This window comes from Paraburkholderia madseniana, assembly GCF_009690905.1.
GTDB classification, from domain to species: domain Bacteria; phylum Pseudomonadota; class Gammaproteobacteria; order Burkholderiales; family Burkholderiaceae; genus Paraburkholderia; species Paraburkholderia madseniana.
Window position 1 is genome coordinate 1 of the sequence record NZ_VOSW01000097.1, and the last position, 22,569, is coordinate 22,569.

The following is a 22,569-nucleotide window of genomic DNA, read 5'->3' on the forward strand; positions in this document are numbered from 1 at the left end:
CGTCTTCGAGTCCGCTACGAGCGCCTTGCCAGGATCCATGAAGCTTTCTTGAAGTTCGCCGCTTGCCTCATCTGTTGGAATACCCTCCAGCGATCTATGCAGGAGCCTTTTTGAAACCGTCTCTAAGAAAACAGCGGCAGGATTCGACGACGGTTTGGCGCCGACGTCGCGGGGGGACGTGAATCGACTAGGCGCTGCAGCAATTTTCTCGCTGGCCGAGCCTCCGGTTCAGATCCGACAGCGCTCGACAGAGGGACGTGCGCGCGGGCGTCCCCGTCAGTGCCAGTTCAAACCGGTCCAGTAGTTCCGGCAGATTCACTTCCCCTGCACTTTTTCTTGCGAACTTCCGCTTCTGCATAAGGCCACTCCCCTGTATGTGTCGACGATACGCGCTGGCGTCGACGTCACCGCCAATCGTCAGGATCCAGCGACATCTATTTCCTCGTGCTTGCGCCAGGAGCACCGTCGGATGCAACGCCCTTTGGCAACGGTGGCTTCAGCACGTCGGGATGGAAAACCACATCCAGAGGATCGTCATCAGCCAGCAGATATTCAATAAACAGTTCTTCACCGGCCCCGATCGGCCGGAGCGTGTGGACGAAGAATCCGCGTGCGGCGTGCCCGGAACACGTCGCCCGATTGGCGGCTCGACAATGCAGGGCCGTCCTGTCGTCCGCCTCGCTGAAAACTTCAGCGAAAAGCGCCCTTAAATCAAGGGCGTTTCTCGTTGAATTCGCTGAGCGGCTCCGGCCGCTTGCGCGGATCGAAGTCGGCCCACCGCCCTTGCTGCCAACGGCCGGTCGCACGTTCGATCGTCGCGCCTGCCGTGTCGCGCAGCACCCGTGCGGCATCCAGCTGATTGTCCGGCGACACGTGGATGGCGACCAGCACACCGGAGTCCCGGATTTCTTCATAGTAGGACACCCAATGCCCGGGCTTCCCGGCTTCGAGAGTGCGCGACATCGCGCCGACCAACGACCCGACATACGCCCCGACCCCGGCCGCGATGAGCGACACGGGAAGCGGCGACAAAAACGCCGCGAAGATCGCAACGCCGACGACTGCTTCCACCACCGCACCAATCGTGACATGCTGGCCGCTCGAATTGACGAAAAACAGGGTGGCGTCCTCTTCGACAAGACCCCCGTTGAAGAGCCATTGCGCCGCGTCCTCAGCAGCGGGAGATCTCGTAAAGCGCGCTGCGACGATGGGTGACATATGGCCTGCTTTCATCCTTGAATAGCCGATGCGGACTATGCCGTGGTGCCGCGATCGGGTTCCATGCCTTCCACTCTGAACAGTCCGCTATGTAGCACAACGCTTTCTCCGTCGTTCTGGCCGAGCGCTTCCGCGCAAACCGAACGGATGCGATTGCGGCCGTTGTCGAAGGCGGCCATCAAGGCGGGTTCCAGCGCGGAATCTGCGCCAAAATGATCTTCCAGTGCCTCGGCGGTTATCGTGCACTCAACCGGCTCGCCATCGATGTACGCCACAAAGCGCACTGTCAGATTCGCGCCGTCGAAGACCGCGCGGTCGTCGGGAAAAGTAATGTGCATAAGGGAATCCTCATAGGCCAGCCGCAGCAGCATCACGTTCATGATGGACCCTTCACTGCGCCGGCGAGTTTCTGCGCCATCGCGAGGTGATGTTTGATTGTCGGCAATGCGTGAGTGGCTGCGGCCTTCAGTTGCGCGTCAGTGCCGCTCTGGCTCTCCTGCTGGAACAGGTCAACCGCTCGTTGATGCGCTTCTACCCCGATCTGTTCGACGTAGGCCTGATCGAATTCGCGGCCCTTGAGCGTCTGCAGTTTGCCGACCAGTGCTGAATCGGCGGACTGCGCCGTGGCCAGCCCCTTCTTCGTGGCGAGAGCGGCCACGCCGTGCGAAAGTTTCGTATGGTCAACGATCATTTGCTGTGCGAATGTCTTGACGTGCGGATCACTCGAATTCCTGAGCGCGATTTTGCTTGCCGCGATCTCGGTGGCGTCGGACTGTGAGGCATCCTGCACGAACTGCTGGTCTGCCGGCGAGAGCTTCGTGCCGCTCATCGGCGCATCGTTCGCGGGTGCGTCACTCGCTTGCGCGTACGCAGCGCCGATCAACGCTGCGCCCAGCCCCAGCGCAAGCGCAAGCGTCATCATTTGCAGGGAATACCGGAATTTCATGCATTTTCTCCTTGGTGGACATATCACGGACTCAGGCTGAACGACGAGGTGCAGCATTTAACAGAACGTCTGCACGCCTCGTGCAATCAAGCTTCGCTTAGCCAGCCTTGCGCTTTGACAATTGCGCAATCAGTGTCTTGGTGAAAGCTGGAATATCGTCAGGTTTGCGGCTGGTAATCAGATTGCCGTCCTCGACTACCTCCTGGTCCACCCAGGTGCCACCCGCATTGCGAATATCGTCTTGCAAACTCGGCCAGCTCGTTACCGTGCGCCCGTTGATGATCCCTGCCGACACTGGCAGCCACGTGCCGTGGCAGATCACGGCGATCGGTTTCTTTGCGCTGTCAGCGGCCTTAACGAAAGCCTGTGCCTGCGGCAGCAAACGGATGGCGTCGCCGTTCACCACACCACCCGGCAGTACCAAGGCGTCGTAGTCGTTTGCAGTGGCCTCGTCGAAGGTCGAATCGACCTCGATGGTGTCACCCTTCTCGAGATGATTGAAACCCTGGATCTTGCCAGGCTTCGCTGATATGACGTGGACCGTTGCGCCAGCCTCGGCGAGCGCGCGTTTCGGTTCGACCAGTTCGGCCTGTTCGAAGCCGTCGACGGCGAGTATCGCCACCTTGCGAGCTTTCAGCGTTTTAGCCATGCGTTTTCTCCTTCAACCTAGATGCAGGGAGCGGGCGCCTGACACCGCATGCCTGCTTAGCCAGCAAAAGATATGCCCAGGCAAAAGCGCGCGGAAAGCGAGGCGCCGGATGCCTGGCGGGCACAGTCTTGGCGACCCGTCGGGTCCTCGTCGAGGTCGTCATCGTCAGTTGCCGATGAGTCGACGATTCGATCTGGTTCAATGTCGGCGTCGTGGACCAGCCCCGGATCGCTGTCGGCCGCAGCCCGCTCGCCTGTGCCTGAATGGTCCGTGTCACTGCCGAGATCCGTATCGCCAGTGTCGAGCGCTTGGTTGTCCAGTTCGAAATCGACATCGAAGTCATGACGCTTCGCGCCGACAACATCGCTGCCGCTTTTCGGACGAATCGCCCGGACCGCGCGCACCTGTTGCGCCGCCGGTTTGCTTCACTTGCTGTCGCGGCTCCTCGTCGGGATTCCGCGTGCTGCTCGTGACGCTCTCCTTCGTTTGTCCATTGCCCACGGCGAGCAATCGGCGGGACTGGTCCGCCCGTGCATCCTGCGGTGCCCGGCACGCGCACCGGGCACCGCCTTTGCTTCCAGCGAGACATCGGCGCAACCCGCGCCTCCCGCTTGAAACTTCTACCTGCAACGATGGCTGCCACGACCGACCCGACCCAGCGCCGCACTGACGACATCGCCCAGCAAGCTGCCCCTGCCGCGATGCCGCCCGGTCTGCGGCATTCGGACGACACCAGGCCCGGCTACACGCGCAGGCGCGAAAAAGATGGCTTCGCATACTTCGACGTGAGCGGCCAACGCATCGACGATGCAAGCGAAATTGATCGCATCGCCGCATTGGCAATTCCACCGGCGTACGAGGACGTATGGATTTGCCCCGACGCCCGCGGTCATTTGCAGGCAACCGGCCGTGACGCGCGCGGCCGCAAGCAATACCGCTATCACGCGCGCTGGCGCGACTCACGCGACGCCAACAAATACGAGCGCATGGCCGCGTTCGGCCGCGCGCTGCCGAAGATCCGCAGGCGCGTCGCATGCGACCTGAAGTTACCGGGCATGCCGTGCGACAAGGTCATCGCCGCAATCGTGCAGCTGCTTGACACGACGCTCATCCGTGTCGGCAGTGTCGAATACGCGCGCGATAACCAGTCGTACGGCCTGACGACGCTGCGCAAAAAGCATGTGAAGATTGAAGCGGACCAGGTGCGCCTGAAGTTCCGCGGCAAGAGCGGTATCGAGCACGATGTCACTGTGCACCATCCGCGCGTCAGGCGCATCGTGCGGCGCTGCGCCGAATTGCCGGGCCACGATCTGTTCCAGTATCTTGACGAAGACGGCACGCGCCGCACTGTCGGCTCGGCGGACATCAACGACTACCTGCGCCGCGCGACCGGTGGGGATTTCAGCGCGAAGGACTACCGGACCTGGGCGGGCAGCGTCTATGCACTCGCCGCGCTGCGGCGGCTGATTTGCAACAGCGCGGCGGAAGCACGCCGGCACTTCGTCGCGACAGTGAAGGACGTCGCGACGCTGTTGCGCAATACGCCGGCGGTATGCCGGCGCTGCTACATACATCCGGCCGTGATCAGCGCATTCGAGGCGGATGAATTGCAGGACCTGCCGCCCGGCCAGGCGCGTCGCGGTCTGAAAGCGGATGAAGCGGCGTTTGCCGTGCTGCTCGCGCAGGCGGACAAGCGTGCCGCGAAGCTCGCGCGTCAAGCAGACGCCAGGGGTCGCAAGACGCGCGACTCGGCGGTGACCGGCGGCATCGAAGGCTCGCTGACAACGTTGCTGAAGAAGTCGCGTACGGTGCGCAAGGCAACCGTTGCGAAACCCACTGGCAGATCCAGCTCGCTAACATCTCGCCGTGCGGTCAATGCAGGCCAGGCGGCGTCCTCGCGCGCGGCGAGGCGGCCTCGTTGAACACGTCGATTACGGGCTGCGAGCAGAGAAGATGCGGCGCGCGGGCCGCCTCAAGCTTCTTCTTCGAACGCTGCCATCACTAGCCATAGGTCGCGCTCGCCGCCGTGAATCTCGGCGGCGAGCGCGTAGGGATCGCTCGGTCCGCAAACGCGCTCGAGCGCCCGGTGCGCGACCTCGCCGTCGTTGAACACACGTCCGGACAGTGGACTCACTTCCTGTTTTCCCTCGCACGTCCGCTGGTTCCAGCGATACACGAGTGGCTGCGATTTCCAGTCACGGAAGCATTCTCTGACATGCGTGAAATCGCCGCCACAGATATTCATCTGGTAATGGATTTTTGAGTCCATGATTGCATCTCCGCGATGCAAGCGCACGCGCTTGTTCCCACCGTCGCGAGAACCGAGCGGCATGCATAGATTGCACCGATACAGCCGGAGCAGTATGTCCGCGCCTGTCCACCTCCTCAACCTGCCTATATTGCCGCTCCTGCGTCTGCCTGGTCATGAGGCATTTCAACCCAGACCGCCCTACCGCAAATCGGCGCCGGACCAAGGTCATTGGCTCGCGCCCGATTGCGCGGCGGCTGCGGCGGGCATGCTCGCCTTATCGGCTGCACCCGCTGCGCCGCTACTCGTGTCAGCGGTGCTGCCGGTCGCCGCGTGACCGCCCATCACGCCGCTGCTGCCCAATGCGGCGCCGGCGTTGTCGCTAGAGCAGGGCTTGCAGCCGCCTACGGCCGTCAACAATACGAGCGCCATCACCATCAGTAATTGTTTGGCCGTGCTTTTTTGGTTAGCTTTTTCAAGATCTCTCCTTACTCGACGTCTCCGTAGGGTAAATGCGGCATTCAACGCTTGCGACGCAACTGTTGTTGCTGTCACCAGTGATCAAGCAAGGTCGGCGCCTTCCGGGCGTGCGCTCTCGGAAACAGCAACGATGCGGGCGTGGAGAACATTGGCACGCGGCGTGCGTCGTCTTCGTGCATCAGTGTCTTTATGGTGAAAGCGATGCAAACCACGCCGATATCCAACGAGGTCTCCAGCACACCGGGATCGGAAGACGATCAGGCACCACCGAACGACAGCCACAATCTGCCCGAGTTGCCCGATCCCGCGGAAGTCGGCGAAGACGGTCAGGCAGCGGAGACGCCGACCACGCGCAACGCCGCATCGTCCCTGATGCAGCGCAAGACGTGTTTCTTCTGCATACGCAGGAATGCGTGCAAAAACGTTCATTAGTTTTACTTATCTATTCATACGAAAAAATTGCAAACCAGCCAGTATCCTTTACGCGCGCCGTACCGCGGCGCGTCGACCTTCCTAGACCGTTGCCCGCGGCTGCACAACCGAAGGAACGCCCGTTGCTGCGACACCCTTACACTCAACCTGTAGAGGAGGAAGATCATGCCGATGCCGATCCAGCCACAGACGCAAGGCAACCTGCGCCAGCGCCAAGGCGCACGCATTGGCGGCAAGGGCAGCGCAAGCGCGGACGGTCCCGGGGCCGGACGTGATGGCAGCAGCGACCCTCGATGGCAACAAGGTGCTCAGCAGTGACGGCAAAGACATTGGCGAGATCAAGGACATCATGCTCGACGTCGGCTCCGGCCGCATCGCGTATGCGGTGTTACCGAGCGGGGGCTTTCTCGGCATTGGCGACAAGTTGCTGGCCATTCCATGGCGCGCGCTGACGCTCGATACGCAACAAAAATGCTTCGTACTGTCGATGACGGCCGAACACGTGGAAAACGCTCCGGGCTTCGATAAGGATCACTGGCCTTCTATGGCGAATCAGACATTGGCCACCTCCATGCATCAGTACTACGGCAGCGAGCCGCATTGGGGACGCGATCCGTTCAACCGGCGCGACGATTTGGGCGTCGCCGAGATTCCGGCCGGATCGTCGGATGCGTCGAAGGCCGGCGGCCTGAAACTGTAATCCGGCCGCTGTTGCAGGCTGGTCCGGACAGCTTCAGGTTCGGGGCTTGCTCACCGTGATCTGCCGGCAATCCGTCAACGCGATGTCCGGCGCGTTTCGCTTTGAGCACGCGAAACACACGAAGCACTCCGCCAAGCGACTTCACACGAAGGAGGCAAAACCATGGCCGCCAGCAAACCGAAACATCCAGTCGCGCGCGGCAAGGCGGGACGCCCGCCGCGCCAGCGGCATGCGCGAGCGCATGCGCACGCCAAGGCGAAGACCGTCAAAAACGGCGCCACGAAGAGTGAACAGAAATGGTCGCATCACGTAATGGAAACCAGTGACGCGCTGGATATCGAGCACAACATTTTCAAAACCGGCAGCGCGCAGTCGATTGCGGAGTCGCTCAAACGTTCGTCGATGCAGAGCCGCCGCCGCAAGGGCACGCCGTTCCAGTCCGCGATGTCGATGCTCAACTTCTATATCAACCGCGCGGGCAGAAATCTGCCGAAGACGCGCCGCGATACGTTGCAACAGGCCAAGCGCAAACTACGCGAAGCGTTCGGACGTTCGCCTTGAGGCGCCACCGCGCCCACCATCGGTCCGACAGCGTCCGATGCCATACGCGCAGGCGCGGCCGGGCATCGCGCGGAATGCGCGCCTTTCAACCGGCGACGCGTGCAATGTTCGCGCGCCAGCCTCAAGCGGATGCTCATGCACGAAGAATCACTCTGGTTTCTCATCGTCGGTGCTGTGCTTGTTTTCATAGGCATTGCGGCGACGACTTTGCGTCGGCTGCCCTGTAGCGCTGCGATGTTCTACCTGGCCACCGGTTACGCGCTCGGGTCGCCGGGCATTGGTCTGCTGCGCCTCGATATCGCCGCCGACGCGCACCTTCTTCGCACCATCACCGAAATTGCGCTGCTGGTGTCGCTGTTTGCGATCGGTTTGCGCTTGCGGCTAGGAGTCCTCGAGAAGCTCTGGACCGTGCCGCTGCGGCTCGGCTTCCTCGCCATGCTGGCGACGGTTCCACTACTGACGCTCGTCGGCGTCTTCGTGTTGCATCTCGGCTGGGGCCCGTCTTTGCTGCTCGCGGCGATTCTCGCGCCAACCGATCCGGTGCTGGCTCACGACGTCCAGGTGCACGATCCTGGCGACCACGATCTGCTGCGCTTCGCGCTATCCGGCGAAGGTGGCCTGAACGACGGCATTGCACTACCCTTCGCGATGCTGGGCCTCGCGTTATGCGCAGCGCCTGCTGCCAATGCCGGCGACGTGCTGACCTTCACGCTCGCGGGCAGCATGGTGTGGGGCGTGGCCGGCGCCATCGCGATCGGCGGGCTGCTCGGTTGGGTCACGACGCACGCGGTTGCATGGTTGCGCACGCGCCATGCGCAGGCACTCGGCCTCGAAGGATTTTTCGCGCTCGGCCTGATCGAACTCACGTACGGCGCTGCCCAACTCGCACATACGTACGGTTTTTTAGCGGTGTTCGCAGCGGGTGTCGCAATGCGCCGCGTCGAGCATCGCGCGAGCGGGGGAATTTCGCCTCGCAAGGCAATCGGCACGGTCGATTCCGAAGACATCGACGCGACCGCAACGAATCCGAGCAAAGCGCATGCGTATATGACGGAATCGGTGCTCGGTTTTACGATCGAACTCGAACGCATCGCCGAAGCCGCGGTGATGGCGATGGTCGGCAACGTGCTCGCCAATCTGCAAGTGCCGCTGTTCACATGGCAAACGGTCGCGCTCACCGTCGCGCTGTTCGTGCTGGTGCGACCGGTGTCGGTGGAATTGTCGCTGCTGGGATCGAACGCGACACATACCCAGCGACGGCTGATGAGCTGGTTCGGGATTCGCGGCATCGGTTCTTTCTACTATCTCACGTACGCGCTCGAGCACGGCGCCGCTGCGGACATCGCACCATTGGTGCCGCTCGCATTGGCCGTTGTCGCGACGTCGGTAGTAATACATGGCGTCTCGGCCACGCCCTTGATGAACTGGTATCACCGGCTGCGCGGCAGCGAAGATTAGCCGCGCGAACTCGTACCCGCGAGCCTCGATCTGCTCGATCGTCAATCGACGAGGCCGGCGTCCTGACGGCTTCAGGTCATGCGGCTGGCCACCTGTCACATGCACACGGCACGATTGATGCTGAAACATCAAAGTGCTGGGTAAGGCTTCCCTACTGCCGCTGCTGCGGGTCTTCCCACACGCTGGGCTCTTACCTGGGCAGTATGAATGCTGTTTGCTAATGCAGGAGAAAGATCATGCGCAGAAGACAGTTCATCTTGACCACCAGTGCCACGCTCGCGGCAAGCAGCCTCGGGCTCACTGGCTGTACCACCACGTCAGCGTCGAAGGCTTCAGACAATGCCGATAAACGCCATTCCATCAACGCCGGTGTCGACTCGACGCTCGCGCGTCTTTATACCACCGTCAACGGTTCGCACGAGCTCGTTTCGAAAGCTCGTGGCGTGCTGGTGTTTCCATCCGTCATCCAGGCCGGCTTCTGGATCGGTGGCCAGTACGGAGAAGGCGCGTTGCGCGTTGGCGGCCAGACGGCCGGGTACTACAGCACGGCCGGCGGCTCGTTCGGGCTGCAGATCGGCGGGCAGTCCAAGTCGATCGTCTACCTCTTCATGACGCAGGACGCGCTCGAACGGTTCCGCGACAGCGAGGGCTGGGCAGTCGGTGCCGACGCGACCGTTGCGGTGGTGAAGGTGGGGGCGAACGGCAATATCGATACGTCGACCGCAACCGCGCCGGTGCAGGCGTTCGTGCTAACCAATGCCGGCCTGATGGCCGGCGTGTCGCTCGAAGGCACCAAGATCACGCGGCTTCGGATCTGACGGCAGGCTCGACGCAACGATAGCGGCAGCTCTTTGCCTGTAAGCCCTCTATATCTTGACGCGAGGCACCGAACGCTTGGCCAGGCGGACCGGCATCGCTGCCGCCTGTGAAGGACACGTTCTGATGGTACAGCGGCGGATCGCCGCCCTCCCCGGCACCGCTTGTCCAAGCCCTTCCGGCAAGTCCGTGCAACGCCGCGTTTATGGCGACGCGTATCTGATTTCGGGCAGCGCCTTCAGTCGCGACTTGCCTGCCGATCGGCGATGGCAGATTTCGAGCGAACACCTTCAATCGTTCTTTCCCGATCGATCGAGACGCTTCCGCATTGCCGCGATGATGCGCTGCCGGCACTTCGAGTAGCCGGCCCACGGGTCGCTCTTAAGCGCGTCAAGGCGCTCGCGCAGATTGCCGATGGTCCATTGATCAACACGGGTCGTGAGTCGTGTGCTCGACTTCATTCCACGCAAGCTGCACCGAAACGCCCAGCCCTGCCCGTGCGCCGAAAACGCCGCGATCGTGCTCGAACCGCGATTGCTGCGCATATAGTCGACAAGGATCTTTTTGTTGCGGTTTTGCTGCCTTGGATGGCCGGTTATACGGCACGCATTGGCGCAAGCGGGTCCGGTGCTGGAGTCAGACACCAACGCGCAGGCACTCGGTTACAGAACCGATGCCACGAGGGTCGACAGGGGGCGGCTCCCGAAACATCAGGCTGGGCAGACCTGCGCCAGCTGCCAGTTCTTTCAGGGCAAGGCAGGTGACGCCACCGGGCCATGTCAGGTCTTTGAGGTCTTTGCGGGCAAGCTCGTGAACGCAAAGGGGCTGTGCAGTTCCTATGTGACGAATGCGTGAAAGGGGGCGCATAGCACGTAGTTACGCAGTCCGTCACAAATGCCTCTGGCGGGTATGGGGTAGATCCTCATTCGTTTTCTCATCAGCCATGCTCGTGCGCCATCTGGCGGAACAGGACTCTGTCGCTTTCCTGGTTTCCTGAGAAGGAACCATGCAAGGACCGACGCGGCCCAGCACAATTCAGTCCGATATCCGTTTCGGTCGACGTGTCACAGGCATGGTTGTTGCGCACGTGAACAAACTGAGTGAACGTAGAGTGCGCGACCGTTGACGGCCAGATAATGCGGATGCGGACAAACACGAAGCGTGCACCGATCCGGGGAAGTTCCGATTCCACGAATCCTTGTAATTGTTACTGCCAGCGATGAACCACGCTCCAGCCTCACGACATCGTCGGGCATTGATCGTCGTGCCTGGCGTCCTCCGCGATTCGGGTGGCTTTGCGGACGGACTTTGGGCCCTGTCAGTTCGTTGCCCGACAGGACAGCTCCGGGTCGCCACGCTGTGGCAATTGATTCGGCCGTATACCTCGCACCTGATACGGACCCGCGCACGTTGTGACCGCAAGGCGGGTTTCGAGGAACTCAGTCTGGTCTTTGCCGGAACGCCGGGCGAAACGTTACCCGCGATGGTCGACCGTCTTGCCGCGCAGTCATGGGTGCTCCATGTGTGGTTCGTTCCATGAACACCTTTACGGGTGCTTCCACTAACGACGTTTGATGAATCTGGAGATCCTGATTGACGGGTTGCCTCACAGTGTACTTGGGGGAGGAGTGTGAGACGCTGTGGTGACGCGTAATCGCGCTGCGACGACCGGACAGTGAAGGCAGCGCCCGGAAAAGCCGGGAGTCTGCCAGAAGGATAGAAGAGCAGTGTTGAACCTTCAGGAGCAACATGAACTTATTTCCCTGCACGCTAGTTTATGTGGATCTCGATGCGAGCCCCGGTCCCAATGCAACGAATCGCGACCCTCTGTCGTACGTGAGTCAGGCGATCTGCCTGAACAACAGTTTGCGACGGGTGGGCATGCCGACGCTGACCATCATGAGCAACGCGCCCGCCGAAGTCGCGCGACGGCTCGACAGCATGGCGCCTGAGAATCGTCCGGCGCTGATGAGGTTGAACGCGACCATCGAGTTGTCGAAGGACACACCGTTCTACGCGGCGCATTTCAAACTGGATCTGCTGGATCAGGTCGCCGGCGCGTTACCCGCCGACACCATGCTGCTGCTGCTCGACACGGATATGGTAGCGATGCGGCCACTCGAGCAGAAGCTGATGGGGCGATGCGCTGAAGCAGGTCTCGGCGCGTTCGACATCTCCGATCAGGTATTTCCGGCGTACGGGAGCGAAAAGGTCGTCGCGGATCTGGAAATCGTCGCGGGCCGGCGCTTCAGGAATCCGCGCTGGTACGGCGGCGAGTTTCTGCTGGGTACCCCCGCGGCGTTGCGCCGGCTGGTGCTGCTCGCGCGCAGCACTTACACGCGATATGTCGGTGAAATTGACCGGTTGGGGCATCACGGTGACGAAGCGTTTATCTCGGCGACACTGAACACACTGGCCGATGAAGGACAGGGAATTGTCGAGGTCGGTGCTTACCAGGCGGTAGGCCGCCATTGGCCCGGTAATAACTATCGCGACCTGCGGTGGTTTCGCGGCTGTTCGTTCATCCACCTGCCGGGCGGCAAGGCGTTGCTTGAGAAAGAGGCGCGTTCTGCCGGATTCGTGCCGCAGCGCTTCTGGCGCCGTGTGCAAGCGGCGCACCTGCATGGCCGGGCGCGGTATGCCTTGAAATGGATCGCCCGCGCTCTCGGAGTCGAGCGCCCCGTGACGCGTTTTGCTTGCACGATGCGTCGCCTGAAAAGCCAGACAATGCGGTAACAGCAGGCGGAAGACCCGGCACTGGCGTGCTGCATGGAAAATCGCCCGACTGTCGCGCTCGTTACGGGATCAATCTGGCCTAGCAGAGCGATTCAGTGCGATCCTTATCGGCTCACCGTGCGCGCAAAGGCAGGGGACTTGAGGGTCATTGCGGCCTGGCAGATTCTCGGTTGCGAGGCACACCAGGCGGACCACGTTCGGATCCGTGTGGATAGCAGTCGTTGCGACGAAGAAGTGACCATTTCGTTCGCGGCCGTGTCGCCAATACACTCGCGGCTATGATGGGCCGCCTGATCACGCTACCGTGGGCGCTCGATGCGTACTTTTATCCCTGAGCATTGCCTCAGACGTAAGGACTTCCAGTGTCCTGTACTTCCAGAAGCATGTCGTCAACATAGAGCTCGATCGAGCAGGCGCCCTCTAGCGGAGGCGGCTTGTACTGTTCGTCCAAGCGTTGCCGGACGGAAAGCCCCAACCGGTCCCGGAACGCCCTGCGCTGGGCGGTGCCCATCTCGCCGTTGCGATCGATCTGTGGTTCCGCAAATCTGATCGCGATAACGCAGCGCGAATCCAGCAGCGTATCGCGTTCTGACTCGACAACCCAGGATAACAAAAAATGCAGGCGGTCTCCTTCCTCATAAGATCGCACCGACGGTGCTTTTGGTTAGGCGAAAAGCCCTGCCAGCCCCAGTTCGATCACTTCGATTCGCGGCTCCGGGTCAAACGACCTCATGATCATTTCCCCCCTGTGTTCCATCACCTGACGGGCACCTCGCGCGCGTGTGCGTCGAACTCGACGGATAGCTTGAAGAACTCAGGAATCCGTGCCCGCCCGCGGCGATGACGCACCGTTGCCGTTGCTGTTATGTCCACCTGGAATAGCGATTCCGCTGTCGTCCTTGCGCGAGCATCCGCCACACGAAGTGGCAATGACAACGATGAGGAGAATTTTCGTCAATGTGCTGACCATCGTGACCTCCACTCGCATAGCAAATGGGATGCAACATATTTACTGCCTGCACGGCTAACCTCGCGCGGCCGACAGCATGATCACAGGAATGCCGGCCGTTGCGATGTCGCCCTTCAACCGTCGACACAGTTCAATGCCATCGACGTGCAGCATCATCCAGTCGGTCACAACGAGACTGATACTCTCGATGACAGCGACCGCCTGTGCCGCCTCGCCATTCTGCGCAGTCAGCACACGATATCCCTCGCGCTCCGCCAGCAGCTGAAGCGGGCGCAAAATATTCGGATCGTCATCAACTATAAGTACCGTCGCCAATTCAGGTGCCGCGTTTAGTCGGAAGGGCAATAGATAAACGATGCAATAAGCGTACCCGACGCGCATTTACGGCTTAGCGGACGGCAGCGCGGACGCCACGGAGGCGCTGGGCACGTTGCTGGAAACTGGACGGGCACGAAGTGAAACGGGCACAGAACAGACCCGACGCACTTCGGATCGTGGAGTCATTCAACCCTGACGTTGCCCTGATTGATATCAGCATGCCCGTCATGGATGGCATTGCACTTGCACAGTTACTTCGTCTGCGCGCCAAGCTCGTGGCAATGACGGGCTACTCCGGCAGCACCGGCAGACTGCAAGGTGACGAACGGGTATTTGAATGCCATCTTATCAAGCCGTTGTCGCTCGATGACCTCGCAGAGGTTCTACAAACCTCATAGGGCCGGGTGAACGTCAGTCCGTCTCTTCCCAGGGGCTTCGGATGATGTCTGCGCCCGCGTTGACTCACTGCCCTGCGACGTCGCCCCAACCCTGAGTACCAATCAACGGTACAAAACGCACAAGGTCGAGCATTTCCTCATGATAAGTCGTGCTGCTGTCGCGAGTCAGCCGGATCAGCCGCTGATGCTCCGGATCCGACCCCACTGGCATCACGAGCCGGCCGCCAATTTTGAGTTGCGCGCTCAACGCGGGGGGCACACCCGGGCCGTACGCGGTGGCGACGATTGCATCGAACGGCGCGCGCTCCGGCAGCCCGAGTGTGCCGTCTGCGGTGTAGACGTTCACGTTGCCGTAGCCGAGCGTGTTGAGCCGGTCGCTGGCGCTCTCAGCCAGTTGCGGATGACGCTCGACCGTATCGACGTGTGCAACCATTTCCGCGAGCACGGCCGCCGCATAGCCGGAGCCCGTGCCGATCTCCAATACATGGTCGTCCGGCTCGAGCCGCGCCGCCTCCAGCATCCGCGCGACGATGAACGGTTGCGTGATGGTCTGGCCGGCTCCGATCGGAAGGGCTGCGTCCGCATAAGCAAATTCGCGCAGATCGGGACTCAGAAATGCCTCGCGCGGCACGCGCCACATCGCGTCGAGAATGCGCGGCTCCGCGATGCCGCGCGCGACCAGTTGCCGTTCCATCATTGATTCACGCGGCTCCGCCAAATCCTCATGCACTGTTTTTCTCCCTCCTTCTGTAGCGGCTCCCTGCCCTAGGCGTGCATAGACCTTCGCATTTTCTCAGGCAGATTTGCGCATCGAAACTGCCCTCGGAGACGATCTCACCACCGAACGCTCCCACCGCCGGATTGCGGCTCACACGCGTGGCAGATTCTTTTATTCCGATTTTGATTTATGGGTTGGTTTGTTTTTCTGGCTGGTCGATGCAAATTCTTCAAGCTGTTCCTTGCTCATCGACTCATACATCGATTTCGCCGCACCCTTGAGTTCTGCTTCCGGCTTCTCCCCTTTCTTTGCGGCCAGCGCCACTCCGGCGGCCATCTGTTGCGCTTTCGATTTCGCAGGCATTTGTTCCTCCGCTGCAAGTTAAAAGATTAGCTATCGATCCACTGATAGGCCTGTCGCTGACGGCCCTCCTACTCGTCAGCAACTGACGTGCCTCAAGGGCCTCTGCACGTACAGCTCATCACGCCACCTCGTCGAGATCGTCATGCTCGGCTACTCCGGTGAAAGTGCCGGTCGACATGTGCGAGGATCCTGCGCGACAGACGCGTCGCGTCCCTGAATCATCCGGTCGGAGACGCGTGACGCGACTGCGAGAGCAGACGAATAGCAGAAACGCGACTGCGCTGCACGCAGCGAAGACCGGCGCGAGTTCATGTGCTTTCGCGAGCCACGCACCAAGCGTCGCCGTCGCGAGCGCGAAACCTGAGGCGAGCGAAAAAAACAGCCACGCTGTGCGCCGCGTCACGCTGGATAGGCCCGTCAGATGCGAGCGAAACGCGTACCACGCCCACATTCCGACGATGAAGCATGGCCCTTGCACGGACGGCCAGAAATAGCTGAACGAGTTGTTCGTCACATGACAGTCGAGCGTGCCATGACAGTCGCCGATTGACAACGCGATGACCGACAGTGTCAACAGGAACGCTGTCGCGATCAGCAACCGCGTGCGGTTCATCGCGACAAAAACCAGCAGCGGCGCGATCAGATAGGACAGCATCTCGACACCGATCGACCACCCTCCCGGCACCACGTTGTTGATCGCGGTCGGCGACAGCGCATGCAGAAACAGCACGTCGAGCAGGATATCCGTGGCGCCGTGGGCGCCGAGCACCCACGCGGGTTCGTAGCCTGACCGCGTCGCGCCGTAGCTGATCAGTCCGTACACGGGGATGGCGGCGTAATACATTGGGGCAATGCGAAAGAAACGTTTGATATAGAACGCAATGTGACGTGCCGTGCGCCCGTGCAACGTCCCTGGTCCGCTTCAAGCGTCATGAAGATCGTGATCGCGCTGATTACGAAGAACAGCTGCACGCCGTATTGGCCCATGCGTGCCAGCAGCGTGACGCTGTGCGGCAGATTTGGAAACTGAAACGACAGATGTACTGCAACGACACCGACTATCGCGAGCGCCCGACCGTGTCGAGAGCGGCAACACGTCCTTTTTCCATCGATACCTCCTCCTCGCGATTCGTGCCGCACGATCGGGCGGCCGCGAGCTTCGTGGACCAGGCTCGATTCGCGGAAGTTCTTTTTTTTTGCCACAAGATGGGCCATGGACCGCCACACGCGCGATTCGATCGATGGTGCGGCGACGCATCGCCGTGAATGTCGATGATCCGCGATCACTCGTAGTGATACAGCTTCCAACCCATCCGCGATGGCCGGTTCATGCGATCATCAGTCATGGCTCGACCAACCGTTCGCATCCGATTTCATTTTCCTCGCCGGGGACCCGAAGCCGGGCTTCGCGGTTGCGGGGTGGATCAATGCGAGCCGCATTTCCGATCACCAGCCGCTCTGGTTCGAACCGCGCTGCCCCGTGAAACCCGACACCAGTAAGCCCGAGCGGCCATCGAATCACGCCGTGCGTATCGTATCGCGCTGGGTCAACGGGCTTGCTGTGGCACGGAACTACCGGCTGGCATGGCTGCCCCACGACGCGATCGCGGGCCTCAGTCTGAGCGCCGTCCTCGTGCCTGCAGGAATGGCCTACGCGGAAGCCACCGGTTTGCCCGCCGTATCCGGGCTCTATGCATCGTTCGCGGCGCTGCTTGCCTATGCCCTTTTCGGCCCGAGCCGGATCCTCGTGCTGGGTCCGGATACCGCGCTGGTCGCGCTGATCGCGCTGATCGCCGCGAGCGTCGCGCCGCTTGCGCACGGCAATACGGAGAACGCGCTTGCCCTCGCGGGCGGTCTCGCTCTGCTGTCCGGCGCGATCTGCATGGTGGTCGGCATGCTTAAGCTGGGCTTCGTCACCGAACTGCTGTCGCTGCCGATCCGCTACGGCTATCTCAACGGCATCGTGCTGACGATCGTACTGGGACAAACACCCAAGTTGCTGGGCTTCCAGGTGCACGGCGCTTCATTCCTGCAGCAGGTGCGCGACCTCGTGAGCGGCGTCGTCGCGGGCAAGACCAATGAACTGGCCGTTACGATCGGCGTCGCGGCGCTCGTCGTGATCCTGGGCTGCAGGCGCTACTTGCCAAAGGTGCCCGGCGTGCTCATTGCGGTCGCGGGTGCGTCAGTAGCGGTCGCAGCGCTGGATCTCGCACAGCGCTTCGGGCTGGCGATCGTCGGCAACGTGCCGCAAGGGCTGCCGGCGCTGCGCATTCCGGCCCCGGCACTCAACGAATGGGCGGCGCTTCTCGGCGGTGCTGCCGCCGTCGCGCTCGTTTCGTTCACCGATATCAGCATCCTGTCGCGCACCTATGAGGCGCGCAGCGGGGAAGCAGTCAATCGCAACCAGGAATTCGTCTCGCTTGGGCTCGCGAACATCGCGGCGGGCATTGCGCATGGGTTCGCTGTGAGCGCGAGCGGTTCGCGCACACCGGTCGCGGAGGCGGCAGGGGCGAAGACGCAGGCGACGGGTCTCGTCGCCGCGCTGATCGTCGCGGGGCTGTTGCTGTTCGCTCCACAGGCGCTGCGTAACACCCCGCAGGCAGCACTTGCCGCGGTCGTTATCGCCGCCTGTCTCGGTCTGCTCGAGGTGCGCGGCGTGTGGCGGCTCTATCGACTCAGGCCGAGCGAGTTCGTGCAATCGATCGTTTGTCTGGTCGGTGTCGCGATGATCGGGGTCGTGAACGGCATCGGCGTTGCGCTTGCGCTCGCGGTTCTTGGGTTCCTATGGCGCGGGTGGCGTCCGTATTCCGCTGTGCTGGGTCGCGTCGAGCAGATGAAGGGCTATCACGATGTCGTCCGTCATCCGGAGGTCCGCCGCATTCCCGGGCTCGTCCTGCTGCGATGGGATGCGCCGCTCTTCTTCGCAAACACGGAGATTTTTCGCGGGCGCATGCTGCAGGCAGTGCGCGAAGCGCCGACGAAAACCGCGTGGATCGTGATCGCAGCTGAACCGGTGACAGACGTCGACCTCAGCGCCGCCGACACGCTCGCCCGACTCCATGACGAACTGCTCGCATTGAACGTGACGCTATGCTTCGCGGAGCTGAAGGGACCTGCGAAGGACTGCCTGAAACATTGCGGTCTGTTCGGGACGATCGGCGAGCAACACTTCTTTCCTACTGTCGGGCAGGCGGTGAACCGCTATCTGGAGTCGCATCCGGTTGAATGGCACGACTGGGAGGATGAGGCGTAGGCGTGTCGCGCTAGCAAGGCGGTGTGAGTATCCGGTGTCAGGATGAATCGTGCATTCGAATGTCTTCACGAACGAGCGTTCCTGCGGCGGTAAATGGCCGAAGGACCGCTCGCGCGGTAAGGGCTCCGGTCAGGCGCTGGCCGTCAGTCTCGCTATCTCGTGAATTCAGGATGCTGATCCGGCCAATCTCACCATTCGCTGGATTCCATTGCGGCCCTAAGCATCGTCATCAGAACGCGCTGAGCGTTAAAGTCAATCCCTGGACTGGCCTATTTTGCGTTCGCCGCGCTGGCGGGCGGGCTTCTTATGATTTTGTCGTTGGTCGGCTTGTCCGGATTCTTCACGGGCATGTTGTCAGGATTGGTCGCGCTCGCTGCGCCTGAAGCCGCCGCGGGCGGCGGTTTCACCATCGGGGTTTCCGGTTGCGGCGCGACGGCTTGGGCCTGCGCCGTGGCCGCGAAGGCCGTCGAGATCGAGAGCACGAAGGCCGTACCGGGCCCCGCGAGTGCATGACGAGGCTTCATCGACTTCTCCAGATTGTTCTTTTCCGGCCCGTCGCGAAACGCATGCCCGACTCGCGCCGTCGAAGAATGGCCGGACCAAGCCATGAGGGCACTCTGATGCTGGCAATGCATTCCTTTGAATCATAGTCGTTTCTTCGACAAAACCGCCGCCACTTTTCGCACGAAAGGTACGATTACGCCTTATAAGCTTCCGCGTGCACATTGATCGAAACTATCTAAGCTAGTTACGGCCCGATTACCTAAAACTTGGCATGGCAACCTGACAGCCGCGAAGCAAAGGGTTTCTTGTCGAAGCTGAACGTGATCGCCTCGTCGCGTGATTTCGGTAAATCCAACGAGGCGGGACCCGCGAACGAGGATGGGCTTAAGGGGCAACAATCGGGTTGTTTGATGCCTGCCATCATCCACAGGAATGTGAGTGCGCCACCGCGCGTTGCTGGCAGGCGTCGAACGAGCCTCGATGGAGGAAACTGCGGAGTGCTCCGATGCGGTCGGAGTCTTGGAGGCTATGGCGATTGATAGGCCGTTGTGCCCAGCGGTGTTGATGGATGCGCGCTGACGCAGTGATGAAGCGGTGCAGTGGCGCAATTGTGAAGGTGAAGCGGACGTGCGAGGCACTGCGCCTCGTTGCCCAGCAGCCCATTGATCTCGCCAAACAGCTGGCCGCGCGCCGCGTCGGCGCCGGAAAACCACCCGGCGACAGCCAGCACAATCAGGAGGGTCGGCGCCAGCGAAAAGGCGCAGTAGAACGCAATGCTCGCGGCCATCATGATGCACCGGTCCGTGCTGAACCGTTGACCCACGCCGATGGCCAGTGAGAGGAACGAAGGTATCGCGGTAACCGGAAGTCGCCGACCATGTATGAGCGCCATCTACGTCTCCGCCACGGAGGATCGCCCTGAACGTCAGGGACGCAAGTAGCGCGCCTGCCTCCAGTTGACTTCGCGATAAGCGCGCGCGGCGGCCCCTCAACCCAACGTCATCCGTTCAGGTAGCGTGCCTGCGGACGTTGCCCCAGAGCCCTGTTGATCAGCCCAGCTCCTCCAGGTCGTTGATCGAAAGGCGCTCCTCGCCCGCTCGTGCGAAAAGCGCGTCGCGCCTCACATCCAGGCTCAACGTCCCCGGTACTGCGCCTCGCTGGCTGCCGCTGGACCCGCAGGCGCCGTCTTCCCTGCCGCCGGCGTGCGCGCGGAGCCGCCCGGACTATCCTCTGCCGGACCCGCTGTGCCCGACGCCAGGTACGCCGGTGCCGCCTTCTCACGCTGCTTCTGCCCCGCCGGCGGTGCGCTCGGCGCCGCCCGCATGTCGGCGAGCATCTGCGCACATGGCAGCGGCTTGTTGTTGCTCGGCGCGATCAGCGGAATCAGCGTCGCAAACGGATTGACCAGCCCGAGCACCACCACCGCCCCGCCACGCACGGCCAGCGCGGCGGCATTCACACCGACGTGCGGGTTCTTGAACGTCCCCTTCACATATAGCGGCGAGCGCAGCGTAACTACCCTGAAGCCCTTGGTATGCGGATGAATCCCGAGATCCATCTGCTCGGTCCGCAGATCGATGTGACCATCCATGTTGATCACGGCGTCGTCAGTATCGAGGGCGAACACGCGCGATTCCAGCACGCCGTTGGTCACCACGAAGTCCGCCGCCGCACAGTTGATCTTCACGTCGCGCTTGCCGAAGAGCTTCTCGTAGACCACGTTCGCCACATTCAGCCCCGCCGCTTCCATGTACAGGCGGCTGATTGTGCCATCGGTGACGAGTGCCTTCACTTCGCCATTCGACGTCGCCGCCAGCGCCGCGGGAGAATTTCCCGTTGCCGACAACGCCGCGTCGCCATTCACTTCGCCGAGCGCCGACTGCATCGTCTTCACGGTCGGGAAAAGTTGCTTGAGCTTCAGGTGCCGCGCCTGCGTCGCAAAGCGTCCCTTGAGCGGCGCCGTGCTCCCATCGAGGTGAATGTTCGATGCCAGCGTGCCGCCCGCCACGCCGAACTTGAGCGGCTCCAACGCCAGCACGCCGTCGGTCAGGATCACGTGGGTGTAGAGATCGGTGATCGGCAGAGCCGGGTTCTTGATGATGCGCCGGCCGGTGAACTTCACATCGGCATCGATGGCCTTCCAGCGATCCGTCCTGAATTCCTCGACCGGCAACGCCCTGTTCGCCGGCTGCCTGGTTTCGTCGCCGCGCTTCGCCTTGCTCGCGTTGGTGTCGGCGCCGATGATCGGAGCGAGATCGGAAAATTGCAGCAGGTTGGACACGACTTCACCCGACAGCATCGGCCGCGGCTTCTTACCCACGTAAACCGTCGAGCCGTTCACGTCGCTGCCGCCGACGCGGCCCGTGAAGTTCTCATATTTGAAGACGTTGCCGTCTTCCGCGAACTGTCCGACGAGCCGCCCTTCGGTCGCGTACGGCGGGGTTTCGGGCAATGGCACGCCAGCGATCGGATAGAGATGCGCCATGCTGACGCCCTGCAGCCACAGCTGCAGGTCGAGCGCGGCGAGGTGCGCCGGGGCGGTCACGGTACCGGCCAGCGCGATATGCGTATCGCCGATCTTCACATCAGCCTGCACGGGGAACGGCCGCGTCGTGTCCTGCAGCGCGAGCACGCCTCCCACCTTGCCGCTGCCCGACACAGCCGTCTTCCTGTAGGTGCCCCTGACCGTCCAGCCGAGACCATAAGGCGGCACCGAAGACTTCGACTTCTGCTGACTGGTCGTGCCGGTATTCGCCGACGTGCTCGCCGGACTCGCCGGCCCGCTGCTCGCGGCCGCGGCAGAGGACGCCGCCGATGCCGCCGACGCTTCGGCCTGCCTGGCTTCGACCTGCTTGTGGAGCTGGGTCGCGCCGCTGTTGCCGACCACCTGCGCCGACGATTTGCGCGACGCCTGCTCCTGCTGCTTCATGACGTCACCGATCGGCACGGGCTGACCGAGGGTATCGAGGCCGACCTGCATGTCGGCCTGGGTGATCTGGTCGGCGTAGGCAACGCGACCCGTCGCAAAGGCGATGTCGTGCAGTTTGAGATTCCACGTGGACGGCTCGGTCGGTTGGTTGAACCTGAACGTCCAGTTGTTGCGGTTATCTTCGAGGCGTTCGAGATCGATCGACGGGTTGACCAGGTTGATCGTCGGAATCACGATGTCGCGTGCCAGCAGCGGGAGAACCTCAACCTGAAAATCGATCTCGTCGAGGGTGGCGAATTGCGGGTGTCTGGCCCAGTCCGGATTCGCGATCGTGATGTTCTGGGCGGAAAAGCGTGGCCACGGTACCCAGCGCCGCCAGCCGGTTTCTCTCGGCGGACGCTGCCAGCCGATCTTCAGGTCGCCGGTGATGTGGAACTGCCGGCCGATCGCCTGAGTGACCTTATCGTCGATCCACGGCCGCGCGCGGTTCCAGTCGAAAGTCAGGAAAAAGACGACGAGCGCCGCAATCAGTACCGCCAGCACGGCAACAAACCATGCAGCAATTTTTCCGACTGGCAGGCGCTGCGCCATGACGGCTCCATCATTTTTCCTGTTTCACTTCGAGCAGCACGTGGTATGCCCGGTGGCCGCAAGTGCCCGGCCAGCGGATTTCCCCAGGATGACGAATCCGGTCCGCCTTGCCGGGCCTGCGTGTCCCGAATTCCGCACACGGTGATTGCCAATCGAATGCCGCGGATTCTCCCTTGTGAGGCGGCACAGAGGCCCCGAAAGCCGGAGGACCACGGGTCCAACCGTCATGACAGTCACCCGAAGACCTGAGCTGGCAGACACGGCCCTTGTTGCTGACGGTA

General features: G+C 61.9%; 21 protein-coding genes and 5 pseudogenes. 11 read left to right on the forward strand and 15 right to left on the reverse strand.

The features are described 5' to 3' along the window. Window positions 1-509 precede the first annotated feature (509 nt). Window positions 510-710, forward strand: a complete 201-nt coding sequence (locus FSO04_RS35670; RefSeq protein WP_154566211.1) for a hypothetical protein — start codon at window positions 510-512, stop codon at window positions 708-710. 1 nt (window position 711) lies between these two features. On the opposite strand, the gene FSO04_RS35675 is transcribed toward FSO04_RS35670, so the two are convergent. From FSO04_RS35675 to FSO04_RS47870, 5 genes and pseudogenes are all read right to left on the reverse strand, one after another. Continuing rightward, the gene (locus FSO04_RS35675; protein ID WP_154566212.1) at window positions 712-1,218 is read right to left on the reverse strand and encodes a hypothetical protein; all 507 of its coding nucleotides are present in this window, start codon (window positions 1,216-1,218) and stop codon (window positions 712-714) included. 35 nt (window positions 1,219-1,253) lie between these two features. Continuing rightward, entirely contained in the window at window positions 1,254-1,598 is a 345-nt protein-coding gene (locus tag FSO04_RS35680) for a DUF1488 family protein (protein ID WP_154566213.1), read from the reverse strand. Continuing rightward, window positions 1,595-2,164 carry a DUF4142 domain-containing protein gene (locus tag FSO04_RS35685; RefSeq protein ID WP_154566214.1) on the reverse strand — a complete coding sequence of 190 codons (570 nt, stop codon included), beginning with the start codon at window positions 2,162-2,164 and terminating at the stop codon, window positions 1,595-1,597. The genes FSO04_RS35680 and FSO04_RS35685 overlap by 4 nt, the downstream gene beginning before the upstream one ends. Before the next feature lie 97 nt (window positions 2,165-2,261). Next, the gene (locus tag FSO04_RS35690) at window positions 2,262-2,813 is read right to left on the reverse strand and encodes a type 1 glutamine amidotransferase domain-containing protein (RefSeq protein WP_154566215.1); all 552 of its coding nucleotides are present in this window, start codon (window positions 2,811-2,813) and stop codon (window positions 2,262-2,264) included. A gap of 56 nt (window positions 2,814-2,869) precedes the next feature. Continuing rightward, window positions 2,870-3,314 (reverse strand): annotated as a pseudogene (locus tag FSO04_RS47870) (chemotaxis protein). Window positions 3,315-3,445: 131 nt separating this feature from the next. On the opposite strand from FSO04_RS47870, the gene FSO04_RS35700 reads away from it, so the two are divergent. After that, window positions 3,446-4,735, forward strand: coding sequence for a DNA topoisomerase IB (locus tag FSO04_RS35700; protein ID WP_154566239.1), 1,290 nt, complete (start codon window positions 3,446-3,448; stop codon window positions 4,733-4,735). A 50-nt stretch (window positions 4,736-4,785) separates the two neighbouring features. Here FSO04_RS35700 and FSO04_RS35705 read toward each other — a convergent pair whose 3' ends face one another. Next, window positions 4,786-5,082: a hypothetical protein gene (locus FSO04_RS35705; protein WP_154566216.1), complete on the reverse strand. Its 297-nt coding sequence runs from the start codon at window positions 5,080-5,082 to the stop codon at window positions 4,786-4,788. Between the two features lie 207 nt (window positions 5,083-5,289). Continuing rightward, the gene (locus tag FSO04_RS35710; RefSeq protein ID WP_154566217.1) at window positions 5,290-5,481 is read right to left on the reverse strand and encodes a hypothetical protein; all 192 of its coding nucleotides are present in this window, start codon (window positions 5,479-5,481) and stop codon (window positions 5,290-5,292) included. A 261-nt stretch (window positions 5,482-5,742) separates the two neighbouring features. Here FSO04_RS35710 and FSO04_RS35715 point away from each other — a divergent pair, with 261 nt between their 5' ends. From FSO04_RS35715 to FSO04_RS35735, 5 genes and pseudogenes are all read left to right on the forward strand, one after another. Further along, complete coding sequence (locus FSO04_RS35715) at window positions 5,743-5,973, forward strand: hypothetical protein (RefSeq protein WP_154566218.1); 231 nt, start codon at window positions 5,743-5,745, stop codon at window positions 5,971-5,973. 171 nt (window positions 5,974-6,144) lie between these two features. After that, window positions 6,145-6,673 (forward strand): annotated as a pseudogene (locus tag FSO04_RS35720) (PRC-barrel domain-containing protein). Between the two features lie 162 nt (window positions 6,674-6,835). Further along, window positions 6,836-7,234: a DUF3175 domain-containing protein gene (locus FSO04_RS35725; protein WP_154566220.1), complete on the forward strand. Its 399-nt coding sequence runs from the start codon at window positions 6,836-6,838 to the stop codon at window positions 7,232-7,234. A gap of 135 nt (window positions 7,235-7,369) precedes the next feature. Then, window positions 7,370-8,692 (forward strand): cation:proton antiporter, encoded by a 1,323-nt coding sequence (locus FSO04_RS35730; protein WP_154566221.1) that lies wholly within the window; start codon window positions 7,370-7,372, stop codon window positions 8,690-8,692. Window positions 8,693-8,928: 236 nt separating this feature from the next. After that, window positions 8,929-9,510 carry a BPSL1445 family SYLF domain-containing lipoprotein gene (locus FSO04_RS35735; RefSeq protein WP_154566222.1) on the forward strand — a complete coding sequence of 194 codons (582 nt, stop codon included), beginning with the start codon at window positions 8,929-8,931 and terminating at the stop codon, window positions 9,508-9,510. 288 nt (window positions 9,511-9,798) lie between these two features. Here FSO04_RS35735 and ligD read toward each other — a convergent pair. Beyond that, window positions 9,799-10,086, reverse strand: a pseudogene (gene ligD, locus FSO04_RS35740) (non-homologous end-joining DNA ligase LigD); the annotation flags it as partial. A 49-nt stretch (window positions 10,087-10,135) separates the two neighbouring features. On the opposite strand from ligD, the gene FSO04_RS35745 reads away from it, so the two are divergent. Beyond that, a complete protein-coding gene (locus tag FSO04_RS35745) occupies window positions 10,136-10,363 on the forward strand; it encodes a high-potential iron-sulfur protein (RefSeq protein ID WP_414693501.1) in 228 nt (75 codons plus the stop codon). An 894-nt stretch (window positions 10,364-11,257) separates the two neighbouring features. Beyond that, complete coding sequence (locus FSO04_RS35750; RefSeq protein ID WP_154566224.1) at window positions 11,258-12,244, forward strand: hypothetical protein; 987 nt, start codon at window positions 11,258-11,260, stop codon at window positions 12,242-12,244. A gap of 1,024 nt (window positions 12,245-13,268) precedes the next feature. On the opposite strand, the gene FSO04_RS35755 is transcribed toward FSO04_RS35750, so the two are convergent. Then, a complete protein-coding gene (locus tag FSO04_RS35755; RefSeq protein WP_154566225.1) occupies window positions 13,269-13,595 on the reverse strand; it encodes a response regulator in 327 nt (108 codons plus the stop codon). Window positions 13,596-13,669: 74 nt separating this feature from the next. Between FSO04_RS35755 and FSO04_RS35760 the strand changes: the two genes are divergently transcribed. Next, window positions 13,670-13,930: a response regulator gene (locus FSO04_RS35760; protein WP_233465086.1), complete on the forward strand. Its 261-nt coding sequence runs from the start codon at window positions 13,670-13,672 to the stop codon at window positions 13,928-13,930. 64 nt (window positions 13,931-13,994) lie between these two features. On the opposite strand, the gene FSO04_RS35765 is transcribed toward FSO04_RS35760, so the two are convergent. From FSO04_RS35765 to FSO04_RS35775, 3 genes and pseudogenes are all read right to left on the reverse strand, one after another. Further along, window positions 13,995-14,660, reverse strand: a complete 666-nt coding sequence (locus FSO04_RS35765) for a protein-L-isoaspartate(D-aspartate) O-methyltransferase (protein ID WP_168435959.1) — start codon at window positions 14,658-14,660, stop codon at window positions 13,995-13,997. A gap of 159 nt (window positions 14,661-14,819) precedes the next feature. Next, the gene (locus FSO04_RS35770; protein ID WP_154566226.1) at window positions 14,820-15,011 is read right to left on the reverse strand and encodes a DUF3008 family protein; all 192 of its coding nucleotides are present in this window, start codon (window positions 15,009-15,011) and stop codon (window positions 14,820-14,822) included. 241 nt (window positions 15,012-15,252) lie between these two features. Further along, window positions 15,253-16,120, reverse strand: a pseudogene (locus FSO04_RS35775) (acyltransferase family protein); the annotation flags it as partial. A 209-nt stretch (window positions 16,121-16,329) separates the two neighbouring features. Between FSO04_RS35775 and FSO04_RS35780 the strand changes: the two are divergent. Continuing rightward, the gene (locus tag FSO04_RS35780) at window positions 16,330-18,264 is read left to right on the forward strand and encodes a SulP family inorganic anion transporter (RefSeq protein ID WP_154566227.1); all 1,935 of its coding nucleotides are present in this window, start codon (window positions 16,330-16,332) and stop codon (window positions 18,262-18,264) included. Window positions 18,265-18,533: 269 nt separating this feature from the next. On the opposite strand, the gene FSO04_RS35785 is transcribed toward FSO04_RS35780, so the two are convergent. From FSO04_RS35785 to FSO04_RS35795, 3 genes and pseudogenes are all read right to left on the reverse strand, one after another. Next, complete coding sequence (locus FSO04_RS35785; protein ID WP_154566228.1) at window positions 18,534-18,788, reverse strand: hypothetical protein; 255 nt, start codon at window positions 18,786-18,788, stop codon at window positions 18,534-18,536. Window positions 18,789-19,408: 620 nt separating this feature from the next. Further along, window positions 19,409-19,660: pseudogene (locus tag FSO04_RS35790) on the reverse strand (hypothetical protein); the annotation flags it as partial. A gap of 240 nt (window positions 19,661-19,900) precedes the next feature. Then, window positions 19,901-22,288, reverse strand: a complete 2,388-nt coding sequence (locus tag FSO04_RS35795; protein ID WP_154566230.1) for an AsmA family protein — start codon at window positions 22,286-22,288, stop codon at window positions 19,901-19,903. Window positions 22,289-22,569 lie beyond the last annotated feature (281 nt).